Annotated in this window: 19 protein-coding genes; 7 read left to right on the top strand and 12 right to left on the bottom strand. The window is 61.3% G+C overall.

Features of this window, described 5'->3' with window-relative positions; translation table 11 throughout:
• Nucleotides 1-7: 7 nt before the first annotated feature.
• Nucleotides 8-1,447, bottom strand: a complete 1,440-nt coding sequence (locus J2R78_RS39465; protein WP_253607763.1) for an IS1182 family transposase — start codon at nt 1,445-1,447, stop codon at nt 8-10.
• Between the two features lie 272 nt (nt 1,448-1,719).
• Between J2R78_RS39465 and J2R78_RS39460 the strand changes: the two genes are divergently transcribed.
• Nucleotides 1,720-1,920 carry a DUF6494 family protein gene (locus J2R78_RS39460; protein ID WP_130220955.1) on the top strand — a complete coding sequence of 67 codons (201 nt, stop codon included), beginning with the start codon at nt 1,720-1,722 and terminating at the stop codon, nt 1,918-1,920.
• A gap of 230 nt (nt 1,921-2,150) precedes the next feature.
• Here J2R78_RS39460 and J2R78_RS39455 read toward each other — a convergent pair whose 3' ends face one another.
• The 7 genes from J2R78_RS39455 to J2R78_RS39425 form a co-directional block, all read right to left on the bottom strand.
• A complete protein-coding gene (locus J2R78_RS39455; protein WP_253609028.1) occupies nt 2,151-2,573 on the bottom strand; it encodes a hypothetical protein in 423 nt (140 codons plus the stop codon).
• Between the two features lie 390 nt (nt 2,574-2,963).
• Entirely contained in the window at nt 2,964-3,296 is a 333-nt protein-coding gene (locus J2R78_RS39450; protein WP_253609027.1) for a hypothetical protein, read from the bottom strand.
• Nucleotides 3,297-3,558: 262 nt separating this feature from the next.
• The gene (locus tag J2R78_RS39445) at nt 3,559-4,398 is read right to left on the bottom strand and encodes a universal stress protein (protein ID WP_253609026.1); all 840 of its coding nucleotides are present in this window, start codon (nt 4,396-4,398) and stop codon (nt 3,559-3,561) included.
• Between the two features lie 412 nt (nt 4,399-4,810).
• Nucleotides 4,811-5,233, bottom strand: a complete 423-nt coding sequence (locus tag J2R78_RS39440; protein WP_253609025.1) for a hypothetical protein — start codon at nt 5,231-5,233, stop codon at nt 4,811-4,813.
• A 256-nt stretch (nt 5,234-5,489) separates the two neighbouring features.
• The gene (locus J2R78_RS39435; RefSeq protein WP_253609024.1) at nt 5,490-5,663 is read right to left on the bottom strand and encodes a hypothetical protein; all 174 of its coding nucleotides are present in this window, start codon (nt 5,661-5,663) and stop codon (nt 5,490-5,492) included.
• Nucleotides 5,660-6,214, bottom strand: coding sequence for a thioredoxin family protein (locus J2R78_RS39430; protein ID WP_253609023.1), 555 nt, complete (start codon nt 6,212-6,214; stop codon nt 5,660-5,662). Before J2R78_RS39430 ends, J2R78_RS39435 begins: the two co-directional genes overlap by 4 nt.
• Nucleotides 6,215-6,484: 270 nt before the next feature.
• A complete protein-coding gene (locus J2R78_RS39425; protein WP_253609022.1) occupies nt 6,485-7,327 on the bottom strand; it encodes a DUF1194 domain-containing protein in 843 nt (280 codons plus the stop codon).
• 1,129 nt (nt 7,328-8,456) lie between these two features.
• Between J2R78_RS39425 and J2R78_RS39420 the strand changes: the two genes are divergently transcribed.
• The 3 genes from J2R78_RS39420 to groL all read left to right on the top strand — a co-directional run bounded on the left by J2R78_RS39420 (nt 8,457) and on the right by groL (nt 13,989).
• Nucleotides 8,457-11,672, top strand: coding sequence for an alpha/beta fold hydrolase (locus J2R78_RS39420; RefSeq protein WP_253609021.1), 3,216 nt, complete (start codon nt 8,457-8,459; stop codon nt 11,670-11,672).
• Nucleotides 11,673-11,951: 279 nt separating this feature from the next.
• Nucleotides 11,952-12,266, top strand: coding sequence for a co-chaperone GroES (locus J2R78_RS39415; RefSeq protein ID WP_253609020.1), 315 nt, complete (start codon nt 11,952-11,954; stop codon nt 12,264-12,266).
• A 76-nt stretch (nt 12,267-12,342) separates the two neighbouring features.
• Complete coding sequence (groL, locus tag J2R78_RS39410) at nt 12,343-13,989, top strand: chaperonin GroEL (protein ID WP_253609019.1); 1,647 nt, start codon at nt 12,343-12,345, stop codon at nt 13,987-13,989.
• A 138-nt stretch (nt 13,990-14,127) separates the two neighbouring features.
• On the opposite strand, the gene J2R78_RS39405 is transcribed toward groL, so the two are convergent.
• Nucleotides 14,128-14,616, bottom strand: a complete 489-nt coding sequence (locus tag J2R78_RS39405; RefSeq protein ID WP_253609018.1) for an adenylate/guanylate cyclase domain-containing protein — start codon at nt 14,614-14,616, stop codon at nt 14,128-14,130.
• Between the two features lie 404 nt (nt 14,617-15,020).
• Here J2R78_RS39405 and J2R78_RS39400 point away from each other — a divergent pair, with 404 nt between their 5' ends.
• Together J2R78_RS39400 and J2R78_RS39395 are read left to right on the top strand one after the other, a co-directional pair.
• Entirely contained in the window at nt 15,021-15,776 is a 756-nt protein-coding gene (locus tag J2R78_RS39400; protein WP_253609017.1) for a ThuA domain-containing protein, read from the top strand.
• A gap of 32 nt (nt 15,777-15,808) precedes the next feature.
• Nucleotides 15,809-16,933 carry a lactonase family protein gene (locus tag J2R78_RS39395; RefSeq protein ID WP_253609016.1) on the top strand — a complete coding sequence of 375 codons (1,125 nt, stop codon included), beginning with the start codon at nt 15,809-15,811 and terminating at the stop codon, nt 16,931-16,933.
• A gap of 294 nt (nt 16,934-17,227) precedes the next feature.
• Here the strand turns inward: J2R78_RS39395 and J2R78_RS39390 are convergent, their stop codons facing one another.
• Nucleotides 17,228-18,667, bottom strand: a complete 1,440-nt coding sequence (locus J2R78_RS39390) for an IS1182 family transposase (RefSeq protein ID WP_253606562.1) — start codon at nt 18,665-18,667, stop codon at nt 17,228-17,230.
• Nucleotides 18,668-19,010: 343 nt separating this feature from the next.
• Here J2R78_RS39390 and J2R78_RS39385 point away from each other — a divergent pair, with 343 nt between their 5' ends.
• Nucleotides 19,011-20,990, top strand: a complete 1,980-nt coding sequence (locus tag J2R78_RS39385; protein WP_253609015.1) for an alkaline phosphatase family protein — start codon at nt 19,011-19,013, stop codon at nt 20,988-20,990.
• Nucleotides 20,991-21,081: 91 nt separating this feature from the next.
• Here the strand turns inward: J2R78_RS39385 and J2R78_RS39380 are convergent, their stop codons facing one another.
• Nucleotides 21,082-21,582, bottom strand: coding sequence for a c-type cytochrome (locus J2R78_RS39380; protein WP_253636040.1), 501 nt, complete (start codon nt 21,580-21,582; stop codon nt 21,082-21,084).
• Nucleotides 21,583-21,604: 22 nt separating this feature from the next.
• The gene (gene soxC, locus J2R78_RS39375; protein WP_253609013.1) at nt 21,605-22,876 is read right to left on the bottom strand and encodes a sulfite dehydrogenase; all 1,272 of its coding nucleotides are present in this window, start codon (nt 22,874-22,876) and stop codon (nt 21,605-21,607) included.
• Nucleotides 22,877-23,079 lie beyond the last annotated feature (203 nt).

Genomic DNA, 23,079 nt, shown 5'->3' with positions numbered 1-23,079 from the left:
ATTGGTGTCATGCCGCGATCGCAGCCATCAGCGGCTTGATCCCGACGATGTTCATGACCCGTGTCAGATTGTAGGCCAGGACGGAGAGCGCCATTTCGGCCGCCACTTTCGGAAGCGTTTTGGTGAGGAAGTGTGTCGCTCCCATGCGGGCCTTCATGGTGCCGAACGGATGCTCGACAGTTTCGCGGCGCTGACGCATGGCGTGCGGGCTTGCATCAAGGCGCTGCTGCACAGCCTCGAGCAGATGCTCATGCTCCCATCGCGTAATCCGCCGTTCTGACCCAGGCGTGCATTGGGTCTTGAGCGAACAGCTTTGACAGGCCGTGGTCCAGTAGCGCCGCAGCACCTTGCTGTCTTCTTCATTCGTATAGCGATATGATAGCCGCTCCCCGGCCGGGCAGCGATAGACGTCCTCCTCTGGCAAATAGGCAAAGTCCTGTTTACCGAAGCGTCCGTCTGCCTTAGCGCCGGACGTTAGCGGTTTGGGCAGAGTTACCGTGATGCCCGCTTCGTGGCACGCAAGGATCTCTGGGCTGTTGAAGTAGCCGCGATCGGCTACAGCTTCGAGCGTCTCAGTCTTCAGAACAGCCTTCGCCCGCTTGGCCATATTGGCAAGTTGTGCCCGATCCGAGCCGCTGTTCGTCACCTCGTGCGTCACAATCAGATGGTGTTCGGTGTCTACGGCGACCTGTACGTTGTAGCCGACAACACCAGAGCCGCGCCCGCTCGTCGCCATCGAGCGGCTGTCGGGGTCGGTCAGGGAGATTTGCTGGTCGGGTGACGCAAGCATCTGCTTCTCGTAGACGGCAAGCTTGCCCATTTCCTCCTTCAGTTTCGTCAGCTTCTCGGTAAGCCTCGTCACCTTCGTGGCCAGGGCCTCGGTCGGCTCCTGGCGGTCGGCCGTGTCAAGTTGGCTCAGATAGCGCGCGACGCTCTCCTCCAACTGAGCACGCCGTCGCTCCATCTTCGCGCGCGTGAAGTTCCTGTCCCGGTTGTTCACGGCCTTGAACTTGCTGCCATCGATGGCGACGCTCGCCGTCGCCAGCAGACCCATCTCTCGGCAGAGTTCGACGAAGCGCGCACATACCCTGCGCAGCGCCAGGCCGTTGTCCTTGCGGAAGTCCGCAATCGTCTTGTGATCGGGAGCGAGCCGACCCAGCAGCCACATCACCTCGACGTTGCGCCCGGCCTCTCGTTCCAGCCGCCGGCTCGACTGTACCCGGTTCAGATAACCGTAAATGTAAAGCTTCAGGAGCACCGAGGGATGGTACGACGGCCGACCGGTGGCCGCCGGCTCCACACCCTCAAAGCCCATCTCAGCCAAACCGAGCGCATCGACAAATACGTCGATCACGCGAACAGGGTTGCTCTCGTCAATGAAGTCATCGAGGCATTCGGGCAACAGCGACCGCTGTCCACGATCCGCCTCTTCAACGAAGCGCCTCATCGATTCCCCCAAAGAATCACAGGAGAATCATAACAGCAGCCCAGCGTTTTCACACAGCCAGGGTCACAAGCGGCGGTCGGGGACAGCGCCAGCCGTATCCGGTCCACCTCAAACGGCCGACCTTGCAGCCTCAGGTGTAGTCTTCAGCTCCGGGCCGGCGTTGTAGGCAATCAGGTTGACGAGGAGGTCAACGGCGACGCGAGTTGGGTCTCGATGTTTGGTTTTTGCTCGCCTCATGTTAGACTTCGCCTGCCCGACTAGGGAGAACAGCCATGACCGCCGAGTTCGATGAAGACCGCTTCAATATGGCTATCCGTAAATTTCTGAAGCATGTCGGAGTTACATCGCAGCGTGAAATTGAGAACCTGGTGCGTAGCGGGGCGGTGAAAGGTGGCAAGCTCAAACTGCGGATGACCCTGTCCGCTGAGGGGACGCCGCTGAAACATGTAGTCGAGGAAACAATCGCACTCTGACGATGTCCCGGCTGCCCCGGCATTGCCGCCCTCTTGGTGGAGCATTCAATCCAGTTGATTTCTAGCAACAGACTGCTTTGGGTCATTCGCGACCGACCCAACCGATCCTGCCTGCCGTTTGATGTCTGCTTTTTCCCCGAAAGCGCCCCACTACTGCGCGGCGACGAAATGACGTGATGAGCCCATGAGCCGACATCGCTCCAATCAAGTAGCGATACTTGTCAGGCTCCCTAGCGGCCGTAGGGGAAGCAGCGGTCGCGATTGAGTGTGAGACCGAAATGCGCTCCCAGCGCAGCGATGGCCGCGCCTTGCTGGGGATAAGGATCGGCATTGGATGCGGCAACGATGATCATCCGGAACCCGTCGCGATCATTTCCACCCGGTGGCAGCATCGCTGTAGTCAGTGCATTGCCCTCCCTGTCGCGCAACGTGAGGAAAAGCGGCATCTCTCGCTGCACATGGGCCTCGAGGCCGATGTCGCGCTCGATCGCATTGGGCCGCTCCGGACGCCAGGACTGGACTGCCTTCTCCCGCTCGCGGCGGAAATATTTCTCGACTGTGTGGCTCATCAGGCGTGACTCGTGCGCCGCTTCACCTTCCGTCTCGATACGGAACCGGGTCTTTCCGTTCGGCGCGTCGCAAACATACTGCATTTCGCCCGTCCTGCGATCGCCGCAATTTTAGGGCGACGGGCCTGTAAAGCCAATATGAGTTTCGCTCCCGTATAACGCTGCACGATCGTATAATCGGGAGTTCGGCTGCAACACCGCGCGACTATTGCCTGAGAGGCGATGGTAGAACTCAGATCTGATGAACCAAACGCAACCGGCACCGCCGTTCCTACGCATCCATCGGACTTCCGCTATACGCCCTTAGCGACCAAAGCCGCGCGGCGCTGCAATATGTCGCGAAGGGCCATTCTGCGAATCGGGAGGAGGACCGCTCCTGGCGCAAAGCGGACATATGTTTGGAGCGCTACGTCAGCAACGGCCAACGGCCGACATCGCAGGTGCAGTCCTCTAAGCACCTTCCTGTGTGACGACCTAGCGTTCACGCGCTGGATGAGCCTTCACGAATGATGACGCATCCGCCTCTATATCCACCAGAACCTCCCCGGCGAGAATTTCGGGGTCTCCAAGATCAAGGTCATGCAAGCTTGCTTGAACAAATGCCAGTACTCTATCGTTCGCCGCGATGGCGCTTTCTCGGTCGTCGAATATCATCACAGCGACGCCGACGCCTTCGCCCCCGTCCAATACATAATAAGATCTGAAGCCGTGCGATTCCCTTAAGATCTGACCGATGCCACTTTTCGCGCGGCGAGCAGCATCCGCGACCGAACGAACCTTGGTGTACTTTCGAATGACCATGTACATGAGGCCACCTACGCGTTTCCGGCTCCTCGCATCAAAGCATATCGAGCCATCACTGGACTAGGGTCTTGTGGCGCAAACCGGACCTAGTCAGGGATGGATCTCTTATCGGTCAGAGATAAAGCCAAAGGCCCCAAGGAATTGCCGCGGGCTGACAGGGCGCGAGGAAGGCGCACTCCTGCGTTGGGCAAGCTGCGATAGAAAGCAATTCTATGCTTGCTCGCGCCGCACTGCGTCGGAGGCGGAGCGAATTGTACGCGCAGTTCTAATGCGCCATTAGGACGGGTAAATCCGCGTGCTCCATGATGTAACTGGTTGCGCCACCGAATATCATTTGCCGCAGCCTGTTGCGGGTAAAGGCTCCTTTTATCAACAGATCGCAGCCTTGTACTCTGGCGGCATCAAGAACCGCCTCACCTGTGTCGCGGTCTTCCAGTTCTATGCTCACTAGCTTGGCGGCAATGTCGTTGTACCGCAATTGTCGGACTATCTGATCGGCAGATGGGCCTGGTACGTCTTGTCCGCCAATCACGGTCAGCACCGTTACCCGTTCTGCCAGACGAAGCAGCGGCATGGCAAAAGCGTTGACCCGAGCCTGCTCGGTACTACCGTTCCAGTGGATCACAATGTTTGTCGCGATGCTTCCTGGCGCGTCTGGTGGCGCCAGTAGAACGGGTCTACCGCTCTCAAACAGTGCGGATTCAATGGCGCGCCGGTTCGGGCCGGCAGCATCAACGTCCGACCGCGGCATTACAATGACGTCGAAAGCACGCCCATAACTTCCAACAAAGTCGTCACCCTCAGGCGCGGTTTCCAGCCAGCCGAAGCATGGTCGGCTCGAGCCGGCAGTGGCTGGAGGAATATCGTGCGTTAGCATGAACGCTTCGAACAAACGGTGCATTTCGGCTAACTCTTCCTGGCTCTTCGCATAGTAGGAATCCAAAGGGATGCCAGTAGCCAATTCTGCGACTAAGTATTGAGGGATACCGAACCGGAGCGGAAAGCCTTCGATGTAGGCGCCGGTACGTTGCGCGAGACGTGCGGCGGCCTCGAGTGTGGATGCCATGGTCGCAATGTTTTGGATCGGGACCAAGATCGTCTTCATTCTCAACCCCCGTGTTTCAGGTGAACATTGACAACGTCTAGTTGCCCTTGAAGGCTAACGGCTTGCGACTGAGGCCGATAGAATCTTCCGGTCGCTGTGCAGATCGTTATCATAATGCCGAGCTTTTAGCCCTCCATGTTAGCACTGCCCGGCGGTCTGTTCGACATCAGCCAAAACGCGATCACGTCGCCAGCGAGCAAACCGGCGGACGCCAGTCCGCGCTTTCGTGGGTTACGATCCACGTAATCCTGCAAGCTGCTGCAATTCTGGGCGTTCTTAACGCGCGCGGAAGGTCAGGCCGGCGCGCTCCTGCAGACGCTCGCGCGCGGACAGCTTCCGGGCCGCTTGGCATGTCCCAAACGGGGCCATGAGCCGACGTCGCTCCAATCCCGCGCGATACTTGTCAGGCTTCTTAGCGGCCATAAGGGAAGCAGCGGTGACGATCGAGTGTGAGACCGAAATGCGCTCCCAGCGCAGCGATGGCCGCTTCCTGCTCAGGATAAGGATCGGCATTGGATGCGGCAACGATGATGATCCGGAACCTGCCGCGATCCTTGCCACCCGGTGGCAGCATCGCTGTAGCCAGTGCATTGCCCTCCCTGTCGCGCAACGTGAGGAAAACCGGCATCTCTCGTCGTACATGGGCCTCGAGGCCGATGTCGCGCTCGATCGCGTTGGGCCGCTCCGGACGCCAGGACTGGAGTGCCTTCTCCCGCTCGTTGCGGAAATATTTCTCGACGTTGTGGTTCATCAGGCGCGACTCATGCGCCGCTTCACCTTCCGTCTCGATACGGAACCAGGTCTTACCCTTCGGCGCGTCGCAAACATACTGCATTTCGCTCGTCCTGCGATCGCCACGATTCTAGGGCGTCGGGCCTGCAAAGCCAACATGAGATTCGCACCCGTGAATAACGCTGCACGATCGTATAATCGGAAGTTTGGCTGCAACACCGCGCGACTATTGCCTGAGAGGCGATGGCAGAGCTCCGATCTGCTGCGGCTTCGCAAAACGGTTCGGTACGTCCAGCCTGGTAAATCTGTTCACTGAAACGTCCGCTGTGGGTCATGTTCGACGGGCTTAACCGGGTATCTCACCGGTTGATGTCCGTGTTGCCCCGGAAGCAGACCTGGAGAAGGGGGCGAAGCGACGCCGGCAGCAGCCGCAGCGCCCTCGTGATGCCGCCAGTCAAATCGCACATGTGCAGCAAATGCTGCCGCACGCGGCGGTCTCGGATACGAAACCCGTTGACAGCGATCGGCTTCATTCGTCCTTCCATTTGATCGAACAGCCAATGGACGACTTTTGGTCAGCCGGCGCCAGACCGGTGGTCGCAATCGCGCGCATGGCCTCGACAAGCTCTCGGGGCGCCCCGGCGCGAGGCGGGGTTGTGCGCCCTTCGTCGAGCCGGCCGCGATACTTGAGCTTGCGGTCGGCATTGTAACCGAAGAAGTCCGGCGTACAGACCGCCCCATACGCCCGAGCGACTGTCTGGGTCTCGTCGTGGAGATATGGAAACGGGAATTCATGAGCCTTCGCGAAACGCTTCATATTCTCAAATGAATCTTCAGGATAGCTCGCCGCATCGTTCGAGCAAATCGCCGCAAAGCCTACGCTCTCCGACATCAGCACGCGGGCGTCCGCAACCATGCGGTCGATCACCGCCTTAACGTAGGGACAATGGTTGCAGATGAAGACGACGACCGTGCCTTTTTTGCCCGCAACGTCGTCCAGTGCGTAGGTCTTGTCGTCGGTGGCCGGAAGACGGAACCCCGCCGCCGGCGTATCAAGAACGAGTTGGGTAGCTGGTGTCGCCATATCGCACCTCCTCGTGCCCCAATATACGCTGATGACGGCCTGCTGGGGCACAGTTTCCAAAACCTTTTCGCCAGTCGCGCCGTTTTGACCGTACGTCGACCCTTCCCGGGCGACCCTTAACAGCCGCGATTTGGACGAGCGCGGGAATTCGTCGGTGTGGACCGCGAACGGACATTAGCACCTCCAATGCCCGGCGCGTGGGGCGGCGACCATAATATGCTGCTGTCTAAAGTTTGTTCGTCCGGCGCCTCTGAATGATTGCCTCGACACTCACCGCCGGCCGCGCTCCTGCGATCGTTTTTCGCCGATCAGACAGGGCACCCGGGGCTCTTTCTCCGCGGCTGGCACGATCCCGCTCTCTTGCGTGAGGCCCGCAACTTCGCGAACAAGCTTGGTCCGGATCGCTTCCTGAAATTTTTCGCGATCTTTGATCGTCATGATGAAGGCGCCCGGCCCCCCGATCACGCAGTCCTCGTAATAGAGATCGAGATTCTCGATATCGGTCGTCGAGAGGGATGGCTCCTTCACCATGATCGGGAGGCCGTTGATAATGATGCCCTTCTCCAGGGCAGCGTCGCGGGCGCCGGTTACGGGGGCTCCGTCGTTGTTCGGCCCATCGCCGGAAATATCGATGACGCGCCGCAACCCGCGATAAGGGTTCTCTTCGAACAGCTGCACCGCAAAATCAATCGCGCCGGAAATCGAGGTACTCGAGCCGCGACGAACCGGCGCTTTCATGATCTCGGCGGCCACGGCATCCGCCGATTCCGGGCCGTCGATCACGCGCCAGGGAATGATGATCTTTTCGTCGCCCGACATCGACCACTCGAAATAGGTCACGGCCACCTTGCTGCCCGGAACGGCCCTCAGCGCCTGAAGGAAGTCTTTCGACATGATGGCCTGTGCATAGCCCTCGCGCTGAATGGCGAGTTCGTCCATATCCATCGAATAGGAGACGTCGACTGCGATAACGAGCTCGACATTGACGGGCTGTACACTGCGGTTGGTGTCGGCGAATCGAGAGTTCGGGGTCGGCGCGGCAATGCCCGCAACGTCACCTCCCACGATCGCCCCCGCAACAAGCACCGCCCCGACCGAGACACACCTGCGCATGGTGGCTCTCCCGTCCTTTCACGAGCATGGTGACACCCAGAACGCAGTCCGAAAAGCGGAAACATGCAATTGCCCGGAGCCCGCTTGGATCTCCGCTGGAGATTCTGTGCTGTCTGCGCCCTTCGGATCGCAATGCCTTACGCCAGGACACGATGAACCCCTCGCCGGAGGCACTCGGTCACGCATTTGCCTGCGGCATCGCTATCACTAATGCGCGCGCCGGGTGCCGTTATTGACCGGTCTCGGGGCTGCACTCGTTCGCGCGTCTGCCTGCGGCACCGCTATCGCCTGACACGCGACCGGGTGCGTTTTCTCTGGCCTCCGCGTTGCTCCAGCGTTTGACCGTTCAGCCATTCCGGGACTGATAACAATTCTCTTATGCAGCCACACCAGACCGGTCGCTTCAAGGCCAAGCCCTACGAGCGCTTCGCGGCCTTGACCCGTCCGTTCTGGCGCGGCATGGGGCTTGGCATGGATCTCGGGCACCCGAGAACCAGCACCAAGCGATCGTTGAGGGGCTCGCTGTCTGCGATTTGCTTCGGTCTTTTTTGCTAGTGCATCGGGAGAAAATGCTCTCCGTCGCTCAATAAAGCCATGCAGCCCAGCTGGCTGCTCGCTTCTGCAGGTCTGCGACTGCTACGCATGGCTGTTGCGAGTTGCCCCAACGAGCTGTCCTGGGGAAAGAAGCCGAGCAGGTCCGGGCTCCCGACCATGGTCGGCATGGGGGGCCCAGAGCTCCAGGCTGGCGGTCTCGGATGAGAAAGGAAGGCAGGACGCAGGCGAACCCTCAGTTCAAGGAAGGTAACTCTTGGCCCAAACCGAACGTTATGCCGGTGCCGCATGTCTCGGAAGGGCCAAGCACCGACTTGGCGGGGAGGGCAGCCCTTGGCGCAAAGCGGTCATTCTGCCGGACCCGCACGTCTCTGCAGGGCCAAAGGCTGACGTTACGCTCGGCTCTCCGGCGGGGTCACAATAGGTTGGGCAGGACGATGACTGGGATTGCGCTGGCACTCCGGGCGGTGCAGACCGCGGCCGTTCCTTGCCGGCAAGCGGGGGATCACGATTGTGTACGGTCGTAGGCGGCGCTAGACTCCTCCGGCTAAGGATCGGCGCTCTCTGGGAGGTCGATATGGAGCTGGCGGACTGGCTGCGACGCCTGGGGTTAGACCAGTACGAAAGCGCATTTCGTGAGAACGACGTGGACACGGAGACGCTGCTCAGCTTGACGGCAGAGGATTTGCGTGAGCTCGGCGTCACGTCACTGGGACATCGCAAGAGGCTCCTCTCGGCGATCGCCGCCTTATCCCAGCCGCGTGACGGAGCGGTGGAGGACGATCGCGGGCTGCCGGTGGCGGAAGTCAGTTCCTCGCCGCCGTCGAGGAAAATGGAGCGCGCCGAGCGCCGTCATCTGACAGTGATGTTCGCCGACCTTGTCGGGTCGACTGCCCTCTCGGTGCGTCTAGACCCCGAGGACATGAGAGAGATCCTTGCGGCCTACCACCAGGCGGTTGCAGCAGCGGTGGCGCGCTTCGAGGGATACATCGCCAAGCTTATGGGCGACGGCGTACTCGTCTATTTCGGCTGGCCGCAGGCACATGAGGACGAGGCCGAACGTGCCGTGCGCGCCGGGCTTGCAATCGTGGAAGCCGTAGGGAGGCTAGACAAACGAGCGGGTGTCGCCCTTTCCACGCGTGTCGGGATCGCAACCGGGCCGGTCGTCGTTGGCGACCTCATCGGGGAAGGGGCTGCCCAGGAAGAGGGAGTTGTTGGGGCCACGCCCAACTTCGCAGCGCGTTTGGAGCAGCTCGCAGAACCCGGTGCTGTGGTGATCTCCGAAAGCACACGGCGCCTCCTTGGCAGCTGGTTCACACTCACCGATCTGGGCCTGCAGCAGATCCGAGGGATCGAAGCCCCGCTACCGGCGTTCCGCGTTCTTGGCGAAGCGGCAGCCGAGGGTCGGTTCGAGGCCTTGCGACGCGCCGATGTTGGCCCGCTGATCGGACGCGAACACGAACTCGCTCTCCTCCTCGACCGCTGGGAGATGGCCAAAAGCGGCGAGGGTCAGGTCGTGCTGCTATCCGGCGAGGCCGGCATCGGCAAGTCTCGGATCGTCCTTGCACTCCGTGAGCGTCTCCGAAACGAACCTCGCTTCCGCATCGGGTATTACTGTTCGCCCCATCATGCCAACAGTGCGCTCTGGCCCGTGGTCACCCAGCTCCAGAGGGCGGCCGGGTATCTCCGAGAGGATGCACCCTCATTAAAGCTCGAAAAGCTGGAGCGGCTTCTCGGCACGGCCGGCGAGTTCGGGGAAGACGCGGCGCTGTTGCTCGCCGAGCTGATGGGGCTGCCGCTCAGTGGAGGCTACGCGGCGCCAGGAGGGACGCCGCAAGAGAAGAAGGCGCGGCTCTTTGGCATACTCTTGGCACAGATGGAGGGGCTTTCGCGGCAGCGGCCGATGCTCGTCGTCCTGGAGGACGCGCATTGGCTCGATCCCACGTCGGCGGAGCTGTTCGAGCGAATTGTGGACAGGATCCGGGTTCTGCCAATCCTTCTCGTCACAACCTTGCGGCCTGACGTGCCGACGCCTTGGACGAATTTTCCGCACGTCACATTACTCAGTCTCAACCGCCTCGGGCGGCCAGCATCCCGAACGCTCATCCAGATGGCGGCGGGTGAACGGTCGCTTCCGCCAATCGTGATCGAAGCCATTCTCTCCCGTACGGAGGGTGTGCCTCTGTTCGTCGAGGAATTGACGAAAGCGGTCATCGAATCGGCGATCTGGAAGACAACGGCTGGCGGCAGCGATCTCGAGCTCGCCGGACCACTTCCGCCGCCGGCCATTCCGGCGACGCTGCAGGATTCGCTCATGGCGCGTCTCGACCGCCTGGCTCCGGCACGCGAGGTAGCACAGATCGCCGCCTGCATCGGTCGGGAGTTCGATGAGGACGTCGTCAGGGCGGTCGCCGGATATCCCGAGGCGCAGCTGGCGGCGGCGCTTGGTCAGCTCTGCCAGGCGGGACTCATCCAACGACGTGGGACGCCGCCCCATCATGCGTACAGCTTCAAGCACGCGCTTGTCTGCGACGCGGCCTACGCCACCTTGCTCAAATCATCCCGTCAGCAGCTGCATGCGCGCGTCGCACAAGCGATCGAGCGGTTGCGGCCAGAGATCGCGGTGGGCCAGCCCGAGATCGTCGCCCATCATTTTATCGAAGGCGCACTGCCCGACCAGGGGGCAATTTATCTGATGGCCGCCGGTCGGCTGGCAAAGGCGCGGCATGCTGTCAAAGAAGCTGTATCCCAACTTGAAACGTGCCTGCAGCTTACGACCCGTCCTCGAGGGGATGCAGCGCCGCCCGCCCGGCGCATCGAGCACGAGTGCCTCCTGATGCTCGGTGACTTGGCCGGCGTCGACGACGACCTTGATGGAGCGAACGCCTACTACGAGCGCGCCATGGCGCTTGGCGAGACCGACGCTGACCGCGACCGCGCGCGCAAGTGCATTCATCGTGCCAAGTACGCAGTACGGGAGGGTGCACGCCTCGTCTTCTACGAGCACGGCAGCGGCGAGCCGACCGTCGTTTTCATAAATCCGATCGTATACGGGCTTGCGACCTTTGAGCCGATTCTCGAGCAGCTTTGCCAGGAATTCCGTGTCATCACGGTCGACTGCCGGGGTGCCGGACGATCCGACCCTCTCGTGCGTCCTTACTCAACCCTCCAACACATGGAGGACCTCCGCGCGATCATCCACGCGGCCGCCGCCGCCCCAATCATCGGCATTGGCATCTCGCGCGGCTCAAACCTGCTCATCCAGCTTACTCATAGGCACCCGGAACTCGTCGGAAAGATCGTGACGGTGGGCACGCCGATGATTGGAACGCTGCCGAACGGGCGTCCGGTTTTTAATCCGGATTACACAGCGCTTCGTCAGGACGCCTATGCGCGGGGCGCCGTTGAGGAACTAGTTCGCTTGCAAACACGGTATGTCTACAGCGAGCCAGATACCGACGAGCTACGGCGGATGGCCTCCGAGCGCATGTGCAGGTTGCCGATTGAGACGATCCTTAGCTTCTACGATCCGGACCCAGGCATGGACATCGCGCCGCTGCTCGAATCGATCGCCGTCCCAACCCTCGTTACCCACGGCCGGGAAGACCGGCTCGTCACATGCGATGCCAGCGTATTCATCGCGTCTCGCATTGCCGGCGCGCAGCTCTATCTCTTCGACGGCAGGGGACACAACCCGATGTTCTCGGCTACGGACGAGTTTTGCGATGTGCTTCGCAATTTCATTCGGACAGGACGCGCGGAAAGAACGTTTCGAGGATCGGCGGCGGCGTGAACCAAGTCTCAAACAACTGCCTGGCCGCGCAGAGCATGAGCGGCGCCCGAATACCCGAACGTCACTGACGCGCAGCGAATGTCTCAATTGGGACTTGGCGGGGAGGGCAGCTGTTGGCGCAAAGCGGTCATTCTGCCGGACCCGCACGTCTTTGAACGGCGAACAGGCGACATGGGTTGAAGCCCTTGCGCCCAAGTGTCACTGGCCTATGTGAGGAGCGGCGAGCACTCGCTCATTGCGACTGCCAGCCCAGCACTACAAGAAGCCAAGGAGGATCGCATGAAATTCCGTCCGCTTCACGACCGCGTCGTGGTCAAGCGCATCGAGGCCGGACAGAAGACCGCAGGCGGCATCATCATTCCCGACACTGCCAAGGAAAAGCCCTCCCAGGGCGAAGTCATCGCCGTCGGCCCGGGTGGCCGCGACGAGAGCGGCAAGCTGATTCCGATTGATATCCAGGTCGGCGACCGCGTGCTGTTCGGCAAGTGGTCGGGCACTGAAGTCAAGGTCGACGGCCAGGAGCTGTTGATCTTGAAGGAGAGCGACATCATGGGCGTTGTTACCGACGTCGCCGGCTCCAAGAAGGCGGCCTGACGCCGACCGCCGCTGACGCTCACCCCTGCGCTGCCTCGCAAGGTGAGAGACGAATTTCAATTCTGGGAGGAAAAATATGTCAGCTAAAGAAGTCAAATTAGGCGTCGATGCCCGCGACCGCATGTTGCGCGGTGTCGACATCCTCGCCAATGCGGTGAAGGTCACTCTCGGTCCGAAGGGCCGCAACGTCGTCCTCGACAAGTCGTTCGGCGCGCCCCGCATCACCAAGGACGGCGTTGCCGTCGCCAAGGAGATCGAACTCGAGGACAAGTTCGAGAACATGGGCGCGCAGATGGTGCGGGAGGTGGCGTCGAAGGCGGCGGATGTTGCCGGCGACGGCACCACCACCGCGACCGTGCTGGCCGCCGCGATCGTGCGTGAAGGCGCCAAATCGGTTGCCGCCGGCATGAACCCGATGGATCTGAAGCGCGGTATCGATCTCGCGGTCGAGGCCGTTGTTGCGGATCTGGAAAAGAACTCGAAGAAGGTTACCTCGAACGAGGAGATCGCCCAGGTCGGCACCATTTCGGCCAACGGCGATGCCGAAGTCGGGAAGTTCCTTGCGGACGCCATGAAGAAGGTCGGCAATGAGGGCGTGATCACGGTCGAGGAAGCCAAGTCGCTCGAGACCGAGCTCGACGTCGTCGAGGGCATGCAGTTCGACCGCGGCTACATCTCGCCCTATTTCGTCACCAACGCCGACAAGATGCGCGCTGAAATGGAAGACGCCTACATCCTGATCAACGAGAAGAAGCTCTCCTCGCTGAACGAGCTGCTGCCGCTGCTCGAGGCCGTGGTGCAGAGCGGAAAGCCGCTGGTCATCGTCGCTGAAGACGTCGAAGGCGAGGCACTCGCTACCCTCGTCGTCAACCGCCTGCGTGGCGGCCTGAAGGTCGCGGCCGTGAAGGCCCCGGGCTTCGGCGATCGCCGCAAGGCCATGCTGCAGGACATCGCGATCCTGACCGGCGGCCAGGCCATCTCGGAAGACCTCGGCATCAAGCTCGAGAACGTGACGCTCAACATGCTCGGCCGCGCTAGGAGGGTGATGATCGACAAGGAGAACACCACGATCGTCAACGGCGCCGGCAAGAAGGCCGACATCGACGCCCGCGTTGCCCAGATCAAGGCGCAGATCGAGGAGACCACCTCGGACTACGACCGTGAGAAGCTGCAGGAGCGTCTCGCCAAGCTCGCAGGCGGCGTCGCGGTGATCCGCGTCGGCGGCGCGACCGAGGTCGAGGTGAAGGAGCGCAAGGATCGCGTGGATGACGCGATGCATGCGACCCGTGCGGCCGTCGAGGAAGGCATCGTTCCGGGCGGCGGCGTCGCCCTGCTCCGTGCCTCCGTGCATCTCAAGGGCATCCGGACCAAGAACGACGACCAGAAGACCGGCGTCGAGATCGTGCGCAAGGCGCTGTCGGCTCCGGCCCGCCAGATCGCGATCAATGCCGGCGAGGATGGCTCCGTCATCGTCGGCAAGATCCTCGAGAAGGATCAATATTCGTTCGGCTTCGACAGCCAGACCGGCGAGTACGGCAATCTCGTCACCAAGGGCATCATCGACCCGACCAAGGTAGTTCGCGTCGCGATCCAGAACGCCTCGTCCGTAGCGGCGCTTCTGATTACCACCGAAGCCATGGTAGCCGAAGTGCCGAAGAAGAACACCGGCGCTGGTGCCGGCGGTATGCCCCCGGGCGGCGGGATGGGTGGCATGGACTTCTGAGCCCAGCCGTTCAGCGCTCGAGGGAAAAGGCCCGGCAGCGATGCCGGGCCTTTCCGCGTTGCCATTGAAGGCGGTGAGGGGTAGCAGTGGCCGTTGCGGCCAGCACACGCGTTCACTTTACCTGCCTGATCTCCTCGCTCACCCTGATGACCCGCTTCTTGCTCTTGCGCCATTTTCCTTCCACGCCGATGTCCGGCACCGGAAATCCTTTTTCACAACGAGCAGATCACGCCTAACGTTTGAATACACCTCGACCATGTCGTCTCCCAAATTCCTTGAAAGCATTGTTTGAGAGCAAAGCGCGGCTCGCAGAAATGCAACCGGCTCCCCGAGATTGATGCCAATGCGTAGCTTAAGGGAGCTTCGGCCTGACGCGATGCTTTCCTGTACCTCCACCGCGCATCGCTCCGCAGCCGACGGACTTGCGAACTCGGCCAATGCGCCGTCACCTGTGGTCTTGATTAGTCGCCCGTCGTGGCGGGAGAGGCTAGGCTCGATTACTTCGTGCTTCAGCCGCTCGAACTCGGCGTAGGTGGCTTCCTCAGCGCGTTGCATCAACGCAGAGTAGCCGAACACGTCGGCCGCCAAGATCGCCGCTAGTCGCCTTTGAACCCGCTGCTCTGTCACAACGCACTCCGAACGACCAAACTAGCCCCGCCGGTGGGACAGGGGAGGAGCCTAGCACTTTGTTGCTGTCCTGTGAGCGGTAATCGCGGGAAAGCCCTGTTTGCCGCAAGCGGCATCTGCCGGGCCCGTGGCACGGCGGCAATGGGCGTGCGTCAACTCAGGAGGTCAGAGTTGGGTCATTTTCGACCGATTCAGGCAGCTTTGCCTAGCGGCTTATATCCGCTTCGCGCTGAAAGCGACCGTAGTGCTGCGTTGGCGCGATCTGACGCGATGGGCCAATAAGCGACATTGCCAAGCCGAGGCAATCAATTGAACGGTGGCGTTGGACAGAGCGGCACCGCAGGACGCGCGGCGCGCCGATATGTGCTAAGCTTTTCTGGCCGGTAAGGCATCGGGAGAGGATTGTGACGCGACGCGAGTTCATCGCACTCGGCAGCAGCGCGGCGGCAATCCGACCGCTCGGTGCGCGTGCAGAGCACCCGCCAGAACGTGTCCTCTATATCACATACTCGGCCGGCTATCGGCACAACGTCATACCACTTTCCGGGGCAATCCTGACGCAGCTTGGAAGGAATTCCGGTGCCTTTGAAGTCATTGCAACGGAAGACGTGTCTGAATTTTCGACCGGAAACCTCGAGCGGTACGCCGCTGTGATGTTTTACACAAGCGGTGAAATTCCGATGAGCGGCGTCCAAAAGATGGCTCTTCTCAACTTTGTGCGCTCAGGCCGTGGCTTCCTCGGCGTTCACTCGGCCACGGACACATTCTACACTTGGCCAGACTATCTCGATCTGATCGGCGGCTACTTCAATGGTCATCCCTGGCATCAGAATGTGACTATCCAGGTGGCTGATGCAGCAGATCCACTGGTGGCGTTTCTCGGGAATTCGTTGCAGTTGAACGATGAAATCTACCAGATCAGCGACTTCGACTATCGTGGATCACGCGTGCTCCTGCGCCTCGACCAAGGTTCAGTGGACCTCAGCAAGGCCGGTGTGCATCGACGCTTCTATGGTTGGCCGCTCGCCTGGAAACGATTTTTCGGCGAGGGACGAGTATTCTATTCGGCGCTCGGCCACGAGGCGTCAGTCTGGCAGGACCCGCGCTGCCAGACAATTCTCACTAACGCTATCCTCCGGTCTACGAGAAGGTCGGCCTAGTGCCACCGGAATTGCAACGGTAGGAGGACATCATGAGACGACGCCGCGTATTGCGACTCGGGCTCGGCGGGATCGCTGCGCTCGGCGTCCTTCCCCTGATCGGAGCGACTGCTGATGGCCCCGAAACATTCGTCTACGTCTCGAACGCTGGCACCAAGGACATCTATGTCCTCGGCATGAACCGCGACACCGGTGAGCTCACCATGGTCGAGAAGGCGCCGGTGCCGGGCGCGGAGAAGACGTCGCTGGTCAGCCTGCCGATGGCGCTGGCCCCAAACAAGCGTTTCCTTTACGCGCAACTGCGCAGCGAATCGTATCCGGTGTCGACGTTCTCCATCGACCATACCAACGGGAAGCTCACCCATCTCAACGCGACGGCGCTGGTCGATCAGATGGCCTACATCAACGTCGATAAGACTGGCAAATACCTGCTCGGCGCGTCCTATGCCGGCGCCAAAGTGGCAGTCTACCCGATCGACGCGCGCTATCTCGTTGAAGACAAGGCGACCCAGATCATCGACACCAAGCCGAAGGCCCATTGCGTCTCCATCGACGCCAGCAACAAGCATGCCTATGTGCCGGTGCTCGGCGCCGATTACGTGATGCAGTTCAAGTTCGATGCCAGCACCGGCATGCTGACGCCCAACGATCCGCCCACGGTCGCCACCAAGGCCGGCGCCGGCCCGCGCCATTTCATCATCCACCCGAACGGCAAATGGGGTTATCTCATCACCGAGACGACCGCGACGATTGGCACCTATTCGATCGACGAGGACAAGGGTACCCTTACCGAGGTGGCGTTCGTCGACACCGGCGATTACAACCAAAAAGATTCGGCCTTTGCATCCGACATCCATATCACGCCGAACGGAAACTTCCTCTACGGCGCCGTGCGCACGACCAGCATGCTGCATGGGTACAAGATCGATCCCGAGAGGGGCACACTGACCGGGATCGGCAAATGGCCGACCGAGAAGACCCCGCGCGGCTTCAATATCGATCCGCGCGGAAAGTTCTTGCTGGCCGTGGGGATGGATTCAGCGAGCCTGACCGTCCATGCGATCGACCAGAACAGCGGTGAGCTGAAGAGCGTCAAGCAATATCCGATGGGTAAGCAGCCGAACTGGGTTGAGATCGTCGATAGGATCCACGACTAACCGACCCTCATACCGTATTGGCCGCGCTTGCCCCGGCCAGCCAACAGACCCCCGGGTCAAGCCCGGTCAAAAGCCGCTAGAAACGGTTGGATCGCGGTGCGCAGTTACGCTCTGCGCAACTCCTTTTCAGGAGGTCGTCGTACATGTTGTCAAAAATCTGGGGAGGATGCCTTTTCGGTTCACCAGCTCAGTTTGGCCGATACGCTTACTTGTCGGACGCCAATTCGCGATGTCCGCATCGGGTCTTGGTCGTGTAAAAACGCCAGTCCCGAGGCAGTCGGGACTGGATTGGTGTCATGCCGCGATCGCAGCCATCAGCGGCTTGATCCCGACGATGTTCATGACCCGTGTCAGATTGTAGGCCAGGACGGAGAGCGCCATTTCGGCCGCCACTTTCGGAAGCGTTTTGGTGAGGAAGTGTGTCGCTCCCATGCGGGCCTTCATGGTGCCGAACGGATGCTCGACAGTTTCGCGGCGCTGACGCATGGCGTGCGGGCTTGCATCAAGGCGCTGCTGCACAGCCTCGAGCAGATGCTCATGCTCCCATCGCGTAATCCGCCGTTCTGACCCAGGCGTGCATTGGGTCTTGAGCGAACAGCTTTGACAGGCCGTGGTCCAGTAGCGCCGCAGCACCTTGCTGTCTTCTTCATTCGTATAGCGATATGATAGCCGCTCCCCGGCCGGGCAGCGATAGACGTCCTCCTCTGGCAAATAGGCAAAGTCCTGTTTACCGAAGCGTCCGTCTGCCTTAGCGCCGGACGTTAGCGGTTTGGGCAGAGTTACCGTGATGCCCGCTTCGTGGCACGCAAGGATCTCTGGGCTGTTGAAGTAGCCGCGATCGGCTACAGCTTCGAGCGTCTCAGTCTTCAGAACAGCCTTCGCCCGCTTGGCCATATTGGCAAGTTGTGCCCGATCCGAGCCGCTGTTCGTCACCTCGTGCGTCACAATCAGATGGTGTTCGGTGTCTACGGCGACCTGTACGTTGTAGCCGACAACACCAGAGCCGCGCCCGCTCGTCGCCATCGAGCGGCTGTCGGGGTCGGTCAGGGAGATTTGCTGGTCGGGTGACGCAAGCACCTGCTTCTCGTAGACGGCAAGCTTGCCCATTTCCTCCTTCAGTTTCGTCAGCTTCTCGGTAAGCCTCGTCACCTTCGTGGCCAGGGCCTCGGTCGGCTCCTGGCGGTCGGCCGTGTCAAGTTGGCTCAGATAGCGCGCGACGCTCTCCTCCAACTGAGCACGCCGTCGCTCCATCTTCGCGCGCGTGAAGTTCCTGTCCCGGTTGTTCACGGCCTTGAACTTGCTGCCATCGATGGCGACGCTCGCCGTCGCCAGCAGACCCATCTCTCGGCAGAGTTCGACGAAGCGCGCACATACCCTGCGCAGCGCCAGGCCGTTGTCCTTGCGGAAGTCCGCAATCGTCTTGTGATCGGGAGCGAGCCGACCCAGCAGCCACATCACCTCGACGTTGCGCCCGGCCTCTCGTTCCAGCCGCCGGCTCGACTGTACCCGGTTCAGATAACCGTAAATGTAAAGCTTCAGGAGCACCGAGGGATGGTACGACGGCCGACCGGTGGCCGCCGGCTCCACACCCTCAAAGCCCATCTCAGCCAAACCGAGCGCATCGACAAATACGTCGATCACGCGAACAGGGTTGCTCTCGTCAATGAAGTCATCGAGGCATTCGGGCAACAGCGACCGCTGTCCACGATCCGCCTCTTCAACGAAGCGCCTCATCGATTCCCCCAAAGAATCACAGGAGAATCATAACAGAAGCCCAGCGTTTTCACACAGCCAGGGTCAAAAGCAGCGGTCGAGGTGAGCGAGGGCCGATGTCCGGTCTGGTGCGGACAGCAGACAGGGCAACGGCTTAAGCGTTGTTCGACTCAGGGCCAACAGGCGACATCGCCGCTAATTGAGGCGGCCTCCAGATTGCATAAATAATAGTACAATTATGTGTTGGACGGCCCTGCAGCTTTAGTCCTAGCCTCTCGCGAGACGCACCCGGCGGATGCAAGCGGCCGGTCCTCCGCTGCTCAGATCCGGATGGCCGCAGCCGTGCCCGAACTGGAGGCGAATCATGAAAGCGAGATCGCTTGCTCTCGTCAGTGCCCTCTTCATCATACTGCCCCCGCTCGCCAGCGACGTGTTCGCGCAACTGGCGGACGCGTCCGCCAAGCGGCGGGCGATCGTCTTCGTCTGGGACGGGCTGCGCGCTGACGACCTGGCACCGGAAATCACGCCGAACTACTTCGCGCTCGCGCGAACTGGTGTCATCTTCGCCGACCATCACGCGGTGTATCCAACGTTTACGATGATGAACTCCGCCTCCATCGCGACAGGCACCTATCCGGGCACGCATGGATTCTACGGCAACGTGGTGTACGCCCCGCGCGCGAGCGGAAAGAACGCCAAAGGCGCCGAGATCGACTTTTCGGCGCCGGCCTTCATCGAGGATTTCGGCGTGGTCGAGGCGGTGCGCGAAGCCTACCAGGGCAGGTTGACGCGGGTTCCGACACTGCTGCAGGCAGCACAGGCCAACGGCCTGACCACCGCAGCCGTGGGCAAGTTCGGCGCCGCCTTCATTCAGGACTATCTACGGGGCGGCATCATTCTCGACGAGGACGCGGCGATACCGCTCGCCTTCGCCAAGGAACTGCAGAACGCGGGCTACGCGCTGCCGCGCAACAGCATTAACGCCCATCCGGCTCGCGAACTGAATCTCGCCAAGGATAACGGCGATCCCACTGCGCCGATCCCGATCCAGCGGCTGAAGGACGGGCAGACCGCCAACCCACTCGATCGTACGGGGGCGCTGTCGCGGCCCGGCTTTCGGTACCTGACCGATGTATTCGTCAACTACATCTTACCGGTCAAGCAACCGGACCTGACCGTGTTCTGGTCAAAGGAGCCGGACGCCACCAACCACGCCTATGGACCGGGGACCTACAATTCGATCGACGCCACCCGGATGAATGATGAGATTCTGGGCCGCGTCATGGACAAGCTTCGCGAGCTTGGCTGGGAGCAATCGACCGACATTATCATCACCCAGGACCACAATCACAGCACGGTTTCCGGCGACGTCGCGCACTTCCCGTTGCGCGACATCGCCGACGGCGGCGCCGGCGCCGTCGATCCACATGGTTACTCGGTGTCGGGCTTCGTGCGCACAGCCGAGCTACTGTCACGCGACGGGCTCAAGGCCTACGACGGTGTTGGCTGCCGCGCTATCCCGATCCTGTCGGGCATCCTGCCCGACGGCACGCACCTGCAGCCGCTGCGGGATGACGACGACGGAAGCATTTGCGGCAAGCCCCAGAAACTTACCTCCGCGGCATTTGTTGTGCCGAAGCCAGTCCCGGCGGGCGCGGTCGTCGTGGCCGCCAACGCCGGCAGCGACTACCTGTTCGTTCCGGACGGTAACCTCGGTGTGGTGAAGGCCGCTGTCGCCAGCCTACAGAGCCGGCAGCAATTCGGCGCAATCTTCGTGAGCGACCGCTACGACGAGATCGCGGGCACGCTGCCGATGAGCCTCATCAACACGGAATCAAAGGTGGCCGGACGAGCGCCGGACGTCATCGTCAGCTTCAATTACGACGGGACCATCGCAGTGGCCGGCAAGCCGGGCATCAGCTACGCAAGCTCGGTCAACCGCCGCGGCGACCACGGTAGCTTCTCACCGACCGACACACGTATCTCGCTGCTGGCGCGCGGTCCCGATTTCAAGGTAGGCCTCTACGACACGCTGCCCACGGCCAACGTTGACATCGCCCCGACCGTTGCGCACATCCTCAAGCTCAGCATGCCGGACTTGCAGGGTCGCGTGCTCGAGGAGGCACTGAAGGACGGCCCACCGGTCACCGACTTCAGCGTGTTGCGCAAGACACACCGCTCTTCGACCCGGACCGGCTTGACCATAAAGCTGCCGACCGATCTAGACGGCCGCGGCATTGATCCGAGACTCAGCACGTATGCGGTCGAGCTACACACCAAGGTGCTGAGCCGCGGCGGCAATAGCTATACCTATTTCGACCACGCGACATCGATCCGGGAGTAGGATGTCTGCTTCACCCCTGACAACGGGGCGACAGCGGACAATCCGGGATAGCCGCTTTGGGCCACAAGCGGACCAAGGTCCGGCCCCGAAGCTACTTCGGATTGCGCGGGAACGGGATGAACCCGTTCTGGTTCGGCATTCTCACCTTGGGCAGCGACTGCGCATCGATCACATCGTTCGATCCGACGATTCCGTTGAGATTGAGGATATAGGCCGATACCGCGTAGGCCTCGTCCGCGGTGAGCGATTTCGACTCCTGGAATGGCATTGCGCGACGCGTGTAGTCGAACAGCGTCGTTGCGTAGGGCCAGTAACTTCCCACAGTCTTTATCGGTGTCTTGTCTGGCGCCAGTGTGCCCATGCCGCCGACGAGCGCTCCAGCGAGCGCGACACTGGGCTTTATTCCCTTCTCGCCGTGACAGGCCTGACATTTCGCTACATAGATGGCTTCCCCCTCGATTGCGGTGCCACGACCAGGCGGCAGACCTGCGCCATCCGGTCCGATGCTGATGTCCCACGATGCGATATCGGCGGGCGCGATCGGTTGTCCGAACTGCGGGACTTGGGCCAGGGCCGGTGCGACGGTCAGCATAGATGCGCAGACTGCAATGGGTTTAAGCGTAAACATTGCTGGCCTCCCCCTTCTCGTCGATGTGCCAGCTTGCGATGGCGTTGTAGTGGTAGACCCCACGCAGGCCGCGCTCCTCGGCGAACTGCGCGCGCGTTGGCTGCACCATGCCCGTGTCGTCGGTGGCGCGACTCTGCAGCACGGCCGGACCGCCGTTCCATTGCCACGCTGCGCGGAAGCGCACGGGCGCCTTTGGCAGGATCGGGCCCTGCAAAGCCGCCGGCGCCCAGCTCCGTCCACCGTCAGCCGAGACGTCGACCTGTCGGATGCTGCCGTTACCCGACCAGGCTAGTCCGGAAATCTCGTAGAATCCCGGTCCTCTCAGCGCGAGTCCCGGCGACGGACGGGTGATGAAGGATTTCACTTCGATCGGGAACACGAACTGCCAGGCCTTTTCATCCTTGAGCAGGATCGTGTATTTCGATGTTTCGTCTTTGGTCATGGCGGGGCCGGCAGTCAGCTTGAGCCGGCGCAGCCACTTCACGTTCATGTTGCCCTCGAAACCAGGCAGCAGCAGCCGCACGGGATAGCCGTTCGAGGGCCGCACTCGCTCGCCGTTCTGATAGAGACAGAGGAGCGCATCATCCATCGCCTTGGTGAGGGGGGTGCTGCGGCTCATGGCGGCAGCATCCGCGCCCTCGGCGATCACCCAGCGCGCCTCAGGTTCGATTCCGGCTTCGTCGAGCAACGTGGAGAGCCGCACGCCGGTCCATTCCGAGCAACCCAGCAGGCCGTGAATAGCCGCCACATTGAGTGGCTGGGCCTGAGGCGCGTTGAGCGCCTGGCTATTGCCGCCACATTCGATGAAGGCGATGCGCGATTGCATCGGATAGCGCGACAGCGCTTCGACCGTAAACACCAGCGGGCGCTTGACAAGTCCATGGATCACCAGCCGGTGTTGATCGGGATCAATTTCCGGGACGCCGGAATGGCTACGCTCGAAATGCAGCCCGGATGGCGTGATCATTCCTTCGAGCATGTGCAGCGGCGTGCGTGACGCGCCGACACCGGCCGGGTTGGGGGGCGGCGGAAAGACTTTGGCGACCTTGCTCTCGAACGGTGATGGCTGGCCGTAGCCCGCAAATCCCGGACCCGGGACCTTCATCCAAGGCTGCACCGCAAGCGGTTCTGCCGATCCGCGGGACAGGCCCGCGCCGGTCGCACCGACAACGAGCGCGCCTTCAAGAAAGATACGGCGGCTTAGAATTCCGTTGCCCGCCGCCGGATCGCCTGGTTCGGGATGAGTTTTTCTAACCATGAGCAGCACTCCCTTGTTGCGGTCAAATGAACTCGCGTGTCCGCGCGCACGGGCAGTGGCGGTGAGACCGGCACAAAAGGACTGTCGGCTTTATTGAGAGTGCGATGCCTGCCGACGGCATTCCCAGCTGCCATTCGCCTCGAACGGAGACGTCGGCACGTCCCGTCTCGAAAAGCAGCTCCAAAGAAGACTACAGAATCCAA

This window comes from Bradyrhizobium sp. USDA 4538 (assembly GCF_024171045.1).
GTDB classification, from domain to species: domain Bacteria; phylum Pseudomonadota; class Alphaproteobacteria; order Rhizobiales; family Xanthobacteraceae; genus Bradyrhizobium; species Bradyrhizobium australafricanum.
This window is presented reverse-complemented; position numbering and strand designations above follow the sequence as displayed.

Excerpts from the sequence above, each read along its gene's own strand:
- J2R78_RS39380 (WP_253636040.1), bottom strand. The coding sequence starts at position 21,582 with ATGCTGACCGTCGCACCGGCCCTGGCCCAAGTCCCGCAGTTCGGACAA.
- J2R78_RS39455 (WP_253609028.1), bottom strand. The coding sequence starts at position 2,573 with ATGCAGTATGTTTGCGACGCGCCGAACGGAAAGACCCGGTTCCGTATC.
- J2R78_RS39440 (WP_253609025.1), bottom strand. The coding sequence starts at position 5,233 with ATGCAGTATGTTTGCGACGCGCCGAAGGGTAAGACCTGGTTCCGTATC.
- J2R78_RS39430 (WP_253609023.1), bottom strand. The coding sequence starts at position 6,214 with ATGGCGACACCAGCTACCCAACTCGTTCTTGATACGCCGGCGGCGGGG.
- J2R78_RS39450 (WP_253609027.1), bottom strand. The coding sequence starts at position 3,296 with ATGTACATGGTCATTCGAAAGTACACCAAGGTTCGTTCGGTCGCGGAT.
- J2R78_RS39435 (WP_253609024.1), bottom strand. The coding sequence starts at position 5,663 with ATGAAGCCGATCGCTGTCAACGGGTTTCGTATCCGAGACCGCCGCGTG.
- J2R78_RS39395 (WP_253609016.1), top strand. The coding sequence starts at position 15,809 with ATGAGACGACGCCGCGTATTGCGACTCGGGCTCGGCGGGATCGCTGCG.
- J2R78_RS39460 (WP_130220955.1), top strand. The coding sequence starts at position 1,720 with ATGACCGCCGAGTTCGATGAAGACCGCTTCAATATGGCTATCCGTAAA.
- J2R78_RS39465 (WP_253607763.1), bottom strand. The coding sequence starts at position 1,447 with ATGAGGCGCTTCGTTGAAGAGGCGGATCGTGGACAGCGGTCGCTGTTG.
- soxC (WP_253609013.1), bottom strand. The coding sequence starts at position 22,876 with ATGGTTAGAAAAACTCATCCCGAACCAGGCGATCCGGCGGCGGGCAAC.
- J2R78_RS39445 (WP_253609026.1), bottom strand. The coding sequence starts at position 4,398 with ATGAAGACGATCTTGGTCCCGATCCAAAACATTGCGACCATGGCATCC.
- J2R78_RS39415 (WP_253609020.1), top strand. The coding sequence starts at position 11,952 with ATGAAATTCCGTCCGCTTCACGACCGCGTCGTGGTCAAGCGCATCGAG.
- J2R78_RS39425 (WP_253609022.1), bottom strand. The coding sequence starts at position 7,327 with ATGCGCAGGTGTGTCTCGGTCGGGGCGGTGCTTGTTGCGGGGGCGATC.
- J2R78_RS39420 (WP_253609021.1), top strand. The coding sequence starts at position 8,457 with ATGGAGCTGGCGGACTGGCTGCGACGCCTGGGGTTAGACCAGTACGAA.
- J2R78_RS39390 (WP_253606562.1), bottom strand. The coding sequence starts at position 18,667 with ATGAGGCGCTTCGTTGAAGAGGCGGATCGTGGACAGCGGTCGCTGTTG.
- groL (WP_253609019.1), top strand. The coding sequence starts at position 12,343 with ATGTCAGCTAAAGAAGTCAAATTAGGCGTCGATGCCCGCGACCGCATG.
- J2R78_RS39385 (WP_253609015.1), top strand. The coding sequence starts at position 19,011 with ATGAAAGCGAGATCGCTTGCTCTCGTCAGTGCCCTCTTCATCATACTG.